Annotated in this window: 7 protein-coding genes, 1 other RNA gene and 1 pseudogene; 1 reads left to right on the top strand and 8 read right to left on the bottom strand. The window is 52.7% G+C overall.

The window, feature by feature from the left end:
• The first annotated feature begins 6 nt into the window (after window positions 1–6).
• Window positions 7–3,588 (top strand): efflux RND transporter permease subunit, encoded by a 3,582-nt coding sequence (locus KIH39_RS14640; RefSeq protein ID WP_213493980.1) that lies wholly within the window; start codon window positions 7–9, stop codon window positions 3,586–3,588.
• A gap of 117 nt (window positions 3,589–3,705) precedes the next feature.
• On the opposite strand, the gene KIH39_RS14635 is transcribed toward KIH39_RS14640, so the two are convergent.
• The 8 genes and pseudogenes from KIH39_RS14635 to KIH39_RS14605 all read right to left on the bottom strand — a co-directional run bounded on the left by KIH39_RS14635 (window position 3,706) and on the right by KIH39_RS14605 (window position 13,940).
• A complete protein-coding gene (locus KIH39_RS14635; RefSeq protein ID WP_213493979.1) occupies window positions 3,706–4,107 on the bottom strand; it encodes a hypothetical protein in 402 nt (133 codons plus the stop codon).
• Between the two features lie 144 nt (window positions 4,108–4,251).
• Complete coding sequence (locus KIH39_RS14630) at window positions 4,252–5,271, bottom strand: ISAs1 family transposase (RefSeq protein WP_213493978.1); 1,020 nt, start codon at window positions 5,269–5,271, stop codon at window positions 4,252–4,254.
• A pseudogene (locus tag KIH39_RS27155) lies at window positions 5,235–5,411 on the bottom strand (transposase family protein); the annotation flags it as partial. The pseudogene KIH39_RS27155 and the gene KIH39_RS14630, both read right to left, overlap by 37 nt.
• A 744-nt stretch (window positions 5,412–6,155) precedes the next feature.
• Window positions 6,156–6,539 (bottom strand): nuclear transport factor 2 family protein, encoded by a 384-nt coding sequence (locus KIH39_RS14625; protein ID WP_213493977.1) that lies wholly within the window; start codon window positions 6,537–6,539, stop codon window positions 6,156–6,158.
• A gap of 518 nt (window positions 6,540–7,057) precedes the next feature.
• Window positions 7,058–7,457, bottom strand: a transfer-messenger RNA (tmRNA) gene (gene ssrA, locus KIH39_RS14620).
• 90 nt (window positions 7,458–7,547) lie between these two features.
• Window positions 7,548–8,003, bottom strand: coding sequence for a glycine cleavage system protein H (locus tag KIH39_RS14615; protein WP_213493976.1), 456 nt, complete (start codon window positions 8,001–8,003; stop codon window positions 7,548–7,550).
• A gap of 19 nt (window positions 8,004–8,022) precedes the next feature.
• Window positions 8,023–9,363 carry a coproporphyrinogen-III oxidase family protein gene (locus KIH39_RS14610; RefSeq protein WP_213493975.1) on the bottom strand — a complete coding sequence of 447 codons (1,341 nt, stop codon included), beginning with the start codon at window positions 9,361–9,363 and terminating at the stop codon, window positions 8,023–8,025.
• Between the two features lie 662 nt (window positions 9,364–10,025).
• Window positions 10,026–13,940, bottom strand: coding sequence for an FtsK/SpoIIIE domain-containing protein (locus KIH39_RS14605; RefSeq protein ID WP_213493974.1), 3,915 nt, complete (start codon window positions 13,938–13,940; stop codon window positions 10,026–10,028).
• Window positions 13,941–13,967 lie beyond the last annotated feature (27 nt).

Here is a 13,967-nt window from a genome sequence, read left to right as displayed (position 1 = left end):
AATCTCATGCTTCAGCGTCTCATCGGTTGGGCTCTCGAAAATACACTCGTAGTGCTGCTCCTGACTGCGGTATTGATCGGTTTTGGCGCATATTCGTTCAAGAACGTCAATGTCGAAGCGTACCCGGATCCTTCTCCTTCGATCGTCGAGGTGATTTCGCAGTATCCGGGTGCAAGTGCGGAAGAAGTCGAACGGCAGGTGACCATTCCACTGGAAATCACCCTCGCTGGGATGCCCGATCTGAAATATACCCGAACCCGTTCGCTGTTCGGTCTGGCTCACCTGCGTCTGCAATTCGAATATGGCATGGAGTACACCAAAGCTCGACAGGAAGTTCTCAATCGTCTGGCGAACATTTCTCAACCGCTACCCAACGGCGTCAACGCAGTCATTTCTCCCACCAGCCCCACGGGCGAAATTTACCGCTACACCTTGAGCTGCCCCAAAGAAGGTGGCCGGGATGTCTACACCTTGAATGATTTGAAAGCTCTTCAAGACTGGGCACTGGAACGAGAATTTCGGCGGGTGCCGCGAATTATCGACGTGACCAGTGCCGGTGGCACCGTCAAACGTTATGAGATTCTTCCCGATCCCGATCGGATGCGACGCTACGGCGTGACCCTCTCGCAGATTCAGAATGCTATCGCTAACGCCAATATGAACAGCGGCGGCGATGTGCTGCTGCAAGGGGCGAATGCCATCAACGTTCGTAACGTGGGTCTCTATGGGGGCGGGTCCGATCCGATGCAGTCCAAAAGTGTGATCGCGGCTGATCCGCTCAAGGCCGCGAAGATTCTCCGATCCGAAGACGAACGGCGTATTCGATCAATCCGCGGAACTGTGGTAACCACCTACAACAACGTGCCGATTCGGGTCGAAGATCTGGTCGAAGGCGGTCCTCTGCTGAACAGCATTGAAATCGGCCAGAAAGGGGTAGTGGTCAGTAATCAGACCAGACTGGGTAAAGTGAGTCTCAGTACGCCGAAGAAAGATGCGAACAAACTCGACATCACTCGTGAAGACGGTTCGGTCGTCTGGCAGGATGAAGACGAAAAAGTTCAGTGCATCGTACTACTCCGGAAAGGCGAAGACTCTTTGCCCGCTCTGAAAGCCGTGAAAGATAAAGTTGCGGAATTGAATGATCCCAAAACCGGGACGACTCTGCCCGGGGTCAAACTGGAACCTTACTACGACCGAACAGAACTCATCGAAATCACCACCGAGACCGTACAGGAAAATCTTGTCGTTGGAATCAGTCTGGTCGCCGTGATTCTGTTGATGTTCCTCGGAAATGTTCGCGTAGCTCTGATTGTGGCGATCAATATTCCATTGGCATTGCTGTTTGCCTTCTCGATGCTCTATGCTCGGGGCAAGTCAGCAAATCTTCTGTCTATCGGGGCAGTCGACTTCGGAATTATCGTGGACTCCTCAGTGATCATGGCGGAAAACATCTTCCGTAAACTCACTTCCAATGAACACTCCGAATTAACACTAAAAGAGCGAATCAAACAGTCCAGCGGTGAAATCACGCGTCCACTGCTGTTTTCGACTCTGATTATGGTCGTGGCCTTTATCCCTCTTTTTGCCATGAAGGGGGCCGAGGGGCAACTCTTCGGGCCAATGGCCGATACTTACGCATTTGCTCTGGCGGGAGGGCTTATGCTGGCCACCATCTTGACTCCCGTCCTCTGCCGGTTATTTCTCGGTCATATCAAAGAAGCCCGGGACAACTTTCTGGTCCGTACCATGAAGGCCGTCTACCTTCACATTCTCGACTATATGCTGGCCCTGCGCTGGTTCTTCATCTTGGGCATGCTGGCCTTTCTGGCCTTCACAATCGTTTATGCCAAGGATCATTTGGGTCGCGAATTCATGCCGGAACTGGAAGAGGGGAATCTCTGGGTACGCGGTATGTTCCCTCGAAATGCTACCCTCGATACGGTTGCCAATGGCTCGCGAGAAGCGCGCAAAGTGATGATGAAATATCCGGAAATCGATGCCATAGCCAATCAAATGGGGCGCCCGGACGACGGTACCGACCCCGAAGGTTTCTATAAGTCGGAATTTTTCGTTCCCTTGAAGCCGCGCGGTGAATGGCCTGCCGTCAAGCAAACCGAGGGTTGGATGTCCCACTTCAACGGTACGCGACCCAGAACCAAGACCGAATTGATCGAAGAAATGACGTCGGATCTACGTAAAGCCACACCTGGGGTCGACTGGAACTTTTCGCAGAACATTCGCGACAACGTGATGGAATCGATCTCGGGAGTTAAAGGTGATAATTCTGTCAAAATTTTCGGCCCCGATCTGGAAGAACTCGAAAAATTGGCCGCGCAGGTCGAGAAGAGACTCCGAGATATTCAGGGTATCGAAGACGTCGGCACGATGAACGTCATGGGACAGCCCAACCTGGAAATCCCCTGGGATCCCGTAAAGTGCCAGCAATGGGGAGTCAGCGTCGCCGATCTGCAAAACGTGGTGCAAACTGCCGTTGGGGGTCAGGCATTCTCGACGATGATCGAAGGGGAAAAGCGATTCGACATCAGCCTTCGATTCCCCAAACCGCTTCGAGATAACGTTCATTCGATCCTGAACATTCCCGTCGATGTCATCAACAATCAGGTTTTCAGCGGCTGGCAGCCTCAGATCGGCTCTAATCGGGGGATTGGCCAATCCGTAGGTCTAGCACCCAACGGCACGCAGAATCTTGGGCCCGCCTTGACGGGCAGCCAGTTCAACGGCACCACGAATTATTTCGGAAATACGCCACGAGTTCCACTTGGTAAACTGGTGACACCTTTTGTGGATTCCAACGGCGAGCAGGGGAAAGACGGTAGCTTCGTACGTCCCGGGGCCTCAATGATCTTCCGGGAGCAGGGCAAACGCATGATTGCAGTTAAATTCAGCGTGCGAAATCGCGACCTGGCAGGTGCCGTGGAGGAAGCGAAGGCCAAGACTGCCGATCTCATTAACGCACCTTACCGCACGGAATGGAGCGGTGAGTTTGAGCAGATGCAAGACGCCGAAGCGCGTCTGATGTTAATTATCCCGATGGCTCTCCTGATGATTTTCGTGCTGCTTTACATGGCATTCAATTCCCTCTTGGATGCGATTGTGGTGCTATCGAACGTGGTAGCTCTTACTGTCGGTGGCATCTGGGCTTTGATCCTGACCGAAACGAACTTCAGCACTTCCGCCGCCGTGGGGTTTGTGTCGCTGTTTGGCGTGGCGATCATGGGCGGTCTTCTGATGGTCTCTTACTTCAATGCTTTACGGGCTCACGGAGTTCCTTTGCGGGAAGCCATTCTGGAAGGGGCAGAAAAACGTCTTCGCCCGGTCGTTATGACGGCCATGACCGCCATTCTCGGGTTGCTCCCGGCGGCCTTGGCACTTCGACCGGCCTGGGATCACACCGGGCACTTCCGCTTCATTGAACCGATCGGCGTGCAAACTCAGCGCCCACTCGCGATCGTAGTTGTGGGAGGGATGATCACTTCACTGCTCTTAACGCAGTATCTGATGCCGGTGCTTTACAGCTTCTACGGGCATCGCGAACCGCCGCAGGGTTCGGGCAGCATGGCACACTAATTTCGGGTGCTTAAAGAGTTCTATTCAGAATTTCAAAAGCCCGAGTCAGGCAGTTGCTTAACTCGGGCTTTGTTATTTGATGGGCACGTATTTCTGTTCAATTAATTAAAGGAGTGACTACTTCACCTTTTTCAAAATCATCATAATTTTCTGATCGTTTTCGACTTCCATTTCATCGAAGGTTAATTTTTTAAAAAAGGTGTCGGTATCGCTCAGACCACCAACTAAAGTGCATTTCAGTTTGCCATCCACGATCTCGTAGGTCCCCTGAGCAGCGTTTCCCATCGGAGCGGCGTGGTGATAATTTCCGTTTTTCTCAAAATTAAATGTATAGCCTGGTAACAGCCCGGGGTTGTTGGTTTTTTCAACTTCCCATTTCCCTATTAGTCGCTCGATGATGTCTTCCTTGGTGTATTGGGCTAGCGTCTTCACCTTGCTTTTGGGGGGCGGAGGATAGGAGAAGGCGACTCCATTAATTGAGAGAAGTACGAGCAGGCTCAGAATTTTCGTGGGAGACATGTCGAGGTTCCTGTATCGGATCGAATAGGATCATATTCTAAACAGCATTCCGGCTCACAGCTAATAAAATTTCAGTCCTGAGTTTGGTCTCAACGCCAAGATTAAGCATATATAGGATGCCCAAATGGGCCAGGGAAATCGCATTTAAAGCTGAAGGAATTCTCGAATAATTAATTCTCGGCGTTCATCGCTGGCGCAGGCTTTCAGTCGTTTGACTGCCATCGATTCCTTGCCGCTCGCATTCGCTACTATGCTCAGAGCCAACCTTTTAATCCTGGCGAAATTCTGAGGGCCGTTATCTTTTCGAACCCGGCTGTCGTCGTCGCCGAATGTCACATCCAAGGACCAATGCAAATTATTCTCGATCGTCCAATGTTCCCGGACCGCTTTCGCCAACACCGGAGCGTCCGACGCTCGGCTGCAAATATAGTAGCGGATTTCGCTCGCGCTCTTGTGGTTTTCTCGGCGGTCGGTCACCACCACGACCACCGTCTTCAAGCCTTTCCAATCGTCCTTCATCGATAAGAAATTGACGTCCGAAAACACGAGGCACGAACGGTACTCCACTCGGCCTCGATTCTTCTCCGTCGATTCGCAGAACGTCGTCGGTACATCGGCGAATCCGGACTCCAAATGCTTGAAGTAATGAGCCTTGATCTCGGCCAAGAGAGTCGGTTGATTGTCCTTCACCGCCAACAGGTAATCCGCGTCCCGTTCCCGCACCGCCTCGGCGATTTTTTTTTGACAGCCCATCGCGTCGATAGTCACGATTTTTCCGGCAATGTCCAGCCGTTTCAGCAATTCCGGGATCGCGGTGATCTCGTTCGATTTATCGTCCACCGCCTCTTGGCCCAGCGTCACGCGGTTGGCCGTCGCAAACGCGCTGACCACGTGCAGGCACTTCTGACCCGGACCGCCTGACGAACGCATCGTCTTGCCGTCGATCGCCACCTGAAGCAGGTCGGTCCCGACGCAGATTTCCGCCATCCATGAAGCGAAGCAGGCCTCGAAAGCATCCGTGTCCAGATAGCGGAAAACTCGGCCGAAAGTGTCATGGCTCGGGATGCCGTTGGGCAAGGGAGATACTTCCGGAACCAGTCGATCTTGGTCACGCCGAAAGCTTCGACGGCCACCCAGTCGTTGGCTCCGGAAACCGCGGCGCAAATGGCTATGAAAATGATTTCCGAAAGCGTGTGTTGTTGGCAACGATCGAGGCGGTGGTCGGGCAAATCCGCGAAGTGGACGAGGAGATCGGTCAACGGAGTTTTCGCCGGCGCGGGAGATAGTTCGGAAAGCTGAAACATCGAGGAACCCCAGGGCGATCTAGCGAGCGATTTCCACATCCTCCACTAAAGAAGAACGATGCGCAATACAATTAATGACATTAGATGTTTTCTTGGAATTTAAGCGCGATTTCCCTGCCAAATGGGCCCGAATCTGCGAATCGTAACTCGAATGCCTTCGACCGAACTCTGAAATACCAACGGCCCCATCGCCGCGATGAGAATTCGAGATTCGGTCCATCGCCTACCCTGATTCTCCGGGAGAAGTCGAATTGAGTGTTGGACTGAGGGGCAAAATTCTGTTCGATGCGAAGACTCTTGAGAGAGAAAGTTCGAACACTTTTCCCGCTCTTGAAAGCTATTGGACTAAAAAATTCTCTATCCGAGTTTCGGAAAACTAATTGATCCAGAGCTTCAGGTGATAAGTGGAAGTCGATCTGCTTAGGCTATCAGAACCAAAAACTCAAGTTTCGTCTTCCGATAGTTCGGCGAAATTCTCAGTATGAAAACCGGAGTATAACTTTCCGGTTTGATGGTCTGCTACCACGCAGTGCCCGGGCATATTCGGGATTTCACCGAAGAAGATATAAACTCCCTTTCGAGTGAAGGGGTATTGGCTGTGGTACTTAAGCTCCATTGAATCGAAGAGAAATCGTACAAGACTGTATTGGCGTGGGATTTTCGTCATCAGTTACTTCTCCTACAAAAACACTTCGATCTACTTCGAGCGTGAACTGTCCAATCTCAACCAGCAGAAGTAGCTACTCAACTGCGGTCGACGAGAGAGGCTATTCTTGCTCCAGAGAAAATAAATTCTGACAGTCCTTGAAGTTCCAACCAAGTGCCAGCTACCGCCAAACCTGTAATGTCCGACGCCAGTAATCCGCGGTACTTGATTGAAGCGATAGCGGCGTTTCCCCGAAACTCGATACCAATCACCTGCTGCTCGCGTTCGTGGAATAATTTTGCAGTCTGCTCCGCTAATTTTCGTAATTCGGCTTTCCCCGATGCCGTTGCAGTGACTTGCCCACCCGAAATATTCCGGAAATTCACATCTTCGGTCATCAGGGCGAGCATTGCATCCACGTCGAAACAGTTGTAGGCTGCGATGTACTGTAAGATCAGGTCACGACATTCGGACTGAACCATCAGCACCTCGGAATTACAGAGGACGGAAAATCTCGCATCGAAAATAACAATTGTCTAGAGTGCGCCAAAAACCGAAAGGTTCAGAATTTTAGTAAAACAACCTCGACGATACAAAGAACGACTCGACTCTGAACGGATGATCATAAAATGCATTTGTTCAACGTTCGCGAAACTTTTCAGATCACTGGTCGTGGGATAATCGTAATTTCAGACCTTGATTTTGAATCGCTACCTAGCAACTTCAAAGTGAAGATTGGCGATCCAATCGAAGTTGTGGAGAATAGTCGAATAATATTGAAAACGTCTGTCGCAGGAATCGAACACTGCGATCCGTGGACATCGAAGCATCCTTTTGCGATTCTCCTACCTCTGAATGTGCTGAAGGAAGACGTCCCGCTTGGCTCCGAAATTCGGAGTCAATTAATAGGTTCGACGGTTTGAACGATAAAAATGCAGTAATCTATTTTCTTTAATTCTCAGTAAAATAAGCACTTGCGACGAATCGCAAGTGCTTGGATTAATGGAGGCGGCGGGAATCGAACCCGCGTCCCGTGGCACAGAAGTGCCCGTATCTACGTGTGTATCAGGCGTATTCCGGCTGGCCGAACCAGCCCGTTCGTCCGACACTACTCCCACCTGCGGGATTCTTGCCAGACTATCGATCAGTTTTTTTAGCCGATTCCGCCCTCGAAGCGCCCTTTCTTGCGAAAGAACTCTGGAATCCGCGAGGTTGATTTGACGACCGCGCCGGGACCTCTCAACCTAAGCTCCCGGACATGGTGGCTACTCTAAATTAGGCAGCCAGGCTGAATGTAGGTTCAGCATCTAACGTTTTGACCTGATTTTTACGTGGCCATCAGATCTTCCACGACACGCAACGAACACATCAAATTACCCGGTCGATACCAGATCGCCCCCGGCTCTTTAATTGTACGCATCCGGGAAATGAGTGGGGGCCTTTTTAGATGGTTCGGAGCTATTCCGAAAAAAATAAACGGAAGAGCCGAATCAATCCCCCATCTGCCCTTTCAGGATCCGCTGGGTGTTCTCCCAACCTTTTTCCAGAAATTCGAAGTATTCCTGGGGGCTCATCGTCGGCACAGGCTCCCCCTTCATATCGAACAACCAGCCCGCACCGTAAATATCGACATTGATGCCCGAGGGATCCTTCAAAAGTTGCTGATTAATGCTCACGAGCTGCCCGGCCACCGGCGAAAAGAGGTCGCTGACGGCCTTCGAAGTCTCGATATTCCCAATTTGCTGCTTTAGCTGGATCGCATCCCCTTCGTTGACGCACCAGTCCAGAAAGTACACGTCCTGCATCAGCCGAACGGCATAGGAACTGAAGCCAAATCGCAGAAGGCCCGACTCTTCGGTCCGGCACCACATGTGATTGCGGCAATAGCGTCTATCGGTGGGCAATTCGGCGGGGAATTTGCCCATCAGGAAAGTCAGATTCGACATCGATCCACTTACAGAGGATTTAAGTATATCGTTGGCTGATATATTGCGGATCGAAGAAATTGGGCAGATGTCTATCGACCTGAAGTAAACCGGCGGGGGTCATTTGAATCTTATCGCTACGGCGTTCCAGCCAGCCCTCGTCCTGAAGTTTCTGCAGAACCGGGGCAAACTCCTGGAGGATATCCACGCCGAATTTCTGCTGAAAATAGCGGTCGTCCAAATGGCCTTCCTTCAGCTGAAGCACCATTTCGCGAATCAGGCGATCGCGGGGTGTAGTGGGAAACGCTCTCCCTAAGGGGAGTTCACCATGATTGAGTTTGTCGATGTAGGCTTCCCAGGTGTCCAAGTTTTGAATGTGAACGCCGTTGATGTGGCCGAAAGAGGCTACGCCAGTACCGAACATATCGGCACCGCGCCAGAGGGCGTCACGGTAGACGAACTGGGTTTTCTTCTTCACAACTGTTACCGTGCTGGAAACTTCATAACCCGCTTCACAGAAGGTTTTGAAGGCATACTCCACCCAGGCCCGCTTCGTCGGCCAGTCGGCGATGGCCAGGCGTGGTTCGTCCGCCCCCAGTTCCTTGGCTTCTTTCGAAAAGACCGTATTGTAAGGAAGTTCCATCTGGTAAATGGTCACGCTGTCAGGGCTGAGCGCAATCGTTTTGCGAACGCAATCCCGCCAGTTTTCCCAATCTTCACCAACCATGCCGGCAATCAAGTCGACGTTAATTTGCGGGAATTCCAGTTCGCGAGCCCAGCCGAATGCGCGGTGAATTTCTTCTTCCAGGTGCGCCCGGCCATTGTACTGAAGAATTTCCGGTTTAAAATTTTCGACCCCCAGGCTGATGCGGGTGACTCCGAGCTTTCGCAAAGTCTCCAGTTTCGGTTTTTGTAAGGTGCCCGGCTCGCATTCGAAAGTCACTTCCCGGGCCTGATCCCACGGCTTGATTTCCTGCAAGCGTTCCATGAGCGACTGGAGTTGCTTGGCGCTGAGGTAGGAAGGGGTGCCGCCGCCGAAGTAGACGTAGTCCCAGGGGCGACCGGCCACCACCGGCTGTTGAGCGAGGATGGAGACTTCCTTCACCAGGGCATCGAGATAGACTTCGATGTCCTTGGCGTTCTTGTCGGTATAGACGCGGAAGTAGCAGAACTTGCAGCGCTTCCGGCAGAATGGGATGTGCAGATAGAGCCCCAGCGGAGTGTTGGGGGTAGGGGGCGATTCCAGAGCTTTTTTCGCCTCCGAAAGATAATCCGGCTTCCAGAAAGAAAAGGGCGGATAGTTGGCAATGAAGTAATTGCCCAGCCCGGTCTTTTCTTTTTGCTGCTCGGCGGACGTGGTTTCCAGCGGGATCGTAGCCATGCGTGAGCTCTCGTCATTCAGCTTTTTAGCGACTCCTTTATTTTACCTGAAATCGCGGTTCGACCTTACATTGGGACAGAATTTGCAAAGAAAAACAGAGTTGGTTGGGCCGTCTTGGTTAGCCTGCTTTCGTTAGCCCGAAACGTAAGTGAGGGCAGTAAGTGGGAAAAAGTCCCGTTTCAAAACAATCGCCCGCTGTATTCCGTGAATGGCTGTGGAGTCGTATATTGTTGCCCTCACTTACGTGTCGGGCTAACCGGAACCGGAAATTAAGACGGGAAAAAGTCCCGTTGCAAAACAATCACCCGCTATATTCAGAGAATGGCTTCGGAGTCGTAAATTGTTGCCCTCACTTACGTGTCGGGCTAACCGGAACCGGAAATTAAGACGGGAAAAAGTCCCGTTTCAAAACAATCGCCCGCTATATTCCGTGAATGGCTGTGGAGTCGTATATTATTGCCCTCACTTACGTGTCGGGCTAACCGGAACCGGAAATTAAGACGGGAAAAAGTCCCGTTTCAAAACAATCGCCCGCTGTATTCCGTGAATGGCTGTGGAGTCGTATATTGTTGCCCTCACTTACGTGTCGGGCTAACGAACATTTTGAGCTAACGAACATTTTGGGCTAAGGAACGTTTCGGGTCAACCGAAATACGATAGCCTCACCCCACCGGCGAGAGCGTCGCATCGCTTTGGGGGATCTCGGCCACTCTTTCGCTCAAACTCTTACTGATACCCGATAGCCATTCGTCGCTCGGGAAGTTATAAGGCCGGAACTTTTCAGGGAAGGTCAGGTCTTCCGAAACGAACAGGCCGCGATATCGACCCAGCCGGGAAGCGGCTGGGCTGTCGATTAACGCACTGGAATCGTTCTGGCTCATCTGGAATAGCACACGCATGCCGAGCTCGCGCATTCCCTGGCGGTCGATCGAACGGTTCAGGTTCGTCAGCGAATCGCACCAGAAAATCACGTGAACGCCCATAGGCGGACCTTCCCGCAGGATGGTGGCAAAATTCTCGGCCGGGCTGGCCTGCTTGTCCGCTCCACGGCGGCCAAAGCCGAAATCATCGTCCGATTTACGCAAATCTCGGAATCGCTGCAGACCCTGAATGTACAGGAACATCGGTGTCTTTTCCGATTCCCCTTTCTGACGTTTGCTGACCTCGCTGGCATATTCCTGGAAGATGGGCCCAATCGCATTCACATCGCCGAACTTAATCGAATGAGGCAATTGCTTGGTCATCTTCTCCATCCGGCCATGCCGGGGATCGTCTTCCTGAGTGCTATCCAGAATGTCGACCCGAAGTTTATCTGGTGAGTGCTGCAAAGCCAGACTGACCAGCACCGAACCAGCGATCGAGAACGAATTTTCCTCATTCTGCCCCAGAATCATCAGATTGGCGCCGCCCTGATTACGGAACACGGCCGCCGTCGGGTCTTTGATGGCGATGGCTTCTCCCAGCCAGCCGTACGTTGCTCGCACTTTTTCGGGGTAGCTTCTTGCGGCAATTAGGTTCGCCAGCTTTTCATTCTTCTGCACTTCCGCCGAGGCCGAGCCTTCGAATACCAGCGGTTCGCGGGTATGCTTCGTACCGGCCCGCTGGCGCATTTCGTGAAGATAATTTTCTCGTTTCTCTTCGGGTAGCCAGACGACCTGGAAGGGATCGTTCCCTTCGACCAGACCGTTCTGATCGTTGTAAATGGCTTCCCCTGGTCGCGAGAGAAGTCGAGCGGCGACGTTGTCCTTGCTGAGAATCAACTGAGCATCGGCTTCCGAACATTGAAGGGCGATACGCACCGCCATCTGATCGATCGTGCTGCGGGCCAGAGAGAAAGCCCCGCCGAGCGTTTGCGATCCCATTAGGACATGCAAACCGAAGGCACGACCCTGACGAACCAGACGATCCAGGAGCAGGGCGACTTCCTGCGAAATCTTGTCGTCTTCGACGAAAAATTCCTGAAACTCATCGACGATCAGCATAATTCGCGGTGAGGGCAAATCGGGCCGAGCTTCCCGGAAACCGGCCAGGTCGTTACAGCCCGCTTCGCGGTACTGTTCCCCGCGCTCGCGGAGGATCGCGTCCAATCGCTGTAACACGCTGAGGCCGAACTCTCGTTCGCTCTCCACAGCCACAACTCGGGCGTGCGGCAGCCCTTCGGTGGCATAAACTTTGAATTCGACGCCTTTCTTGAAGTCGATCAAATACAACTCGACTTGATCCGGATCGTAGCAAAGAGCCAGATTCGTGATCAAAGCATGCATCAAAGTCGATTTCCCGGAGCCGGTTTTCCCAGCGACCAGGGCATGTTGTGCGGTGCCCAGACCCAGTTCCATGAACTGCCGTTTGGTAGCCCCCGCCCGGCCGATGGGAACCTTGATGCTCTTGGCGGAATTGCTCTGCCAGACTTCTTCGGGCTTGGGCGCCACGAATTCGAAAGGCACTTCCACGCGGTTGGCATCCCGGCTGCGCTCACCCACCCATTTCACAAGGCGAGTCAATTCTTCCTGCACCGGTGGCGTTTCGGTGGTCAACGGGAAGCGCTTCAGCACCGGATCTTTCCAGTTGAATCGTCCACTGTCGTATTCGAGGATGATGCCGGCATTCTCCAGATCGGCCAGCTGAAAGCCCTGCGGCATGGGGGCTTTGCTATCCACGGAAACCAAAGTATAGATACCGCAGCTGGCCCCACTGGTGGCAATGCTAACTAGTCGTTTTGCGGCATCCAGATTGAAATTGGTCGGGAAATTGGCAACCACCAGCACCCGGAACGGCTCGGCCACTTCCCCGGCCTGGGCGTTGTATTCTTCAATCGATTTGTACTGATTGCGAAGATATTTTTGAATCACATTTTCCATGTGACTGGTTAAATCCGCCAGGCGTTTTTCGATCTGTCCCGGTTCGGTCCAAATCCGCGAACCGATCAGATTTTCATCGTAATCGGCCAGATTCATATAGGCGGCGAAGTTCTCGCCGAGGCCGACGGGGTCCATGATGGTCAAGCGAACCTTGCCCGGCGGAACCGAGGTCAGGAAACGCAGAATTAAGGATTGCAAGGCCGCGATGGCTGGCTGTTTGCCCTGTTCGCGAGCCTTCAGAATCAGCGCCCCGCGCTCGGGAAAAGGTAGATAGAAAGGCCAGGTGGTTTCGGTCGGTATCGAGGGCTTCAGACGGTCATCAGGCGAAATCCCATCGGGAATCTCGGCAATGTTGACGTTGAGTTCCCCGATACGAATCCCGGCCGGGACGGTTTTGTGCAGGGGAGGTTGCTGCCAGTTCTCGGCCGACCAGGGCAGGAACCGTTCGCTATTCAGTTCCTGAACTTGCTGATAAGTCACTTTGAGAATGTTCAACCGCTTTTGCCAGATGTCATTCATGCCATTCCAGGAGGCTTCTTTTTCGCGGGTGGCGGTTGCGATCTTTTTTTGCAATGCGGCCTCGGCCTCCGCTAACTGCTTATCGTGGGTGGCATTGCAGTCCTTGATTGACTGATTGAACGATCCCTCTTCCTGCTCCATGGCCTGAGTGTAAGTGGTTTCAGTCGATTCCTGATCTTTGGCGTGGCGTTCGACAGTACGGCTGTTTTCCGATTCCCGCTTCTCTTCGATTTTCGCCAGATGCGGTTTGAATTTGTCATCCGCCTTGGTTTTGCTGGTCTTGCGAACATCCTCGGCTGTGCGAATGGCCTTCTTGAAATCGCTCTCACTCAATTCGTATAGGGCATCGCTTCCCAGCGCGGCCTCACCCATGTGCAAAGCGAACGCCTGGCTCTTGACGGCAACGAATTTTTTGGCTTTTCCCTTCAGAAGAAGGAAAGTGACAATTCCCAGAACGAGGCCGCCTACTCCGCCGGCGATGCCAAAGGTGTTCAGATCGTTCTGGGACACTCCCAAGCCGACTCCGAGGCCAGCCACCAGGAGAAAAACGGCACCAGCTCCAAGGCCGCGCGACCATTTCACCAGTTGGGAATGCTCGATGGCATCGAGCGATTTGTCGGCGTTGTCGAAAGATTCTCGGAGGGCAGTGAGAGGAAATTCGGTCGGTTTTTTGGCCTGTTTTTCAAACTCGGCCAGACTCTCCCGGGAGACTTTCCACTGCCCGAAAATCTCATCGGAATGCTTCCAGAGCGTATCGATGCGTTCCCGAGCGCCGGCCACTTTGCGATGCAGTTCCGTGCGGGCACTTTTTGCTTCCGTCTCGGCCGCCTCGTGAATGGAGTCGGCCGCCCAGTAGGCTTCCTTGTATTCGGTCTCGGCTTTTTCCTTTGCGGTATTGCACTGCTGGGCGATTTTCGAGAGTCTGTCGCTCTTTTCGCGCTCCAGATCTTCGAGCTTCGTGGCGAGTTGCTCCTGCAACTCGGTCATCCGGGTGGTATGCGTCTGAGTCAGTTGCTCGATTTCCTGTTCCCGGTGCGACTGAATTTTTTTCTTTTCGCGGGTGAACTCTTTGTTGGCCGTGGCGCTGACGCTTTCGAAAGTCGCATTGAGTTCACTTTCCGCGGCGGAACGTTCCGCAATGCCAGTGACCAGTTCCCGCAAAGCATGCTCTTCGCGGTCGAAAAGATTTCGATTTGACATGAATGTTACCGTGCTTTCAGCGAGTCG

The organism is Telmatocola sphagniphila (assembly GCF_018398935.1).
Lineage (GTDB): Bacteria > Planctomycetota > Planctomycetia > Gemmatales > Gemmataceae > Telmatocola > Telmatocola sphagniphila.
The sequence above is the reverse complement of the archived record's forward strand: the minus strand, read 5'-3'. Positions and strand labels throughout refer to the sequence as shown.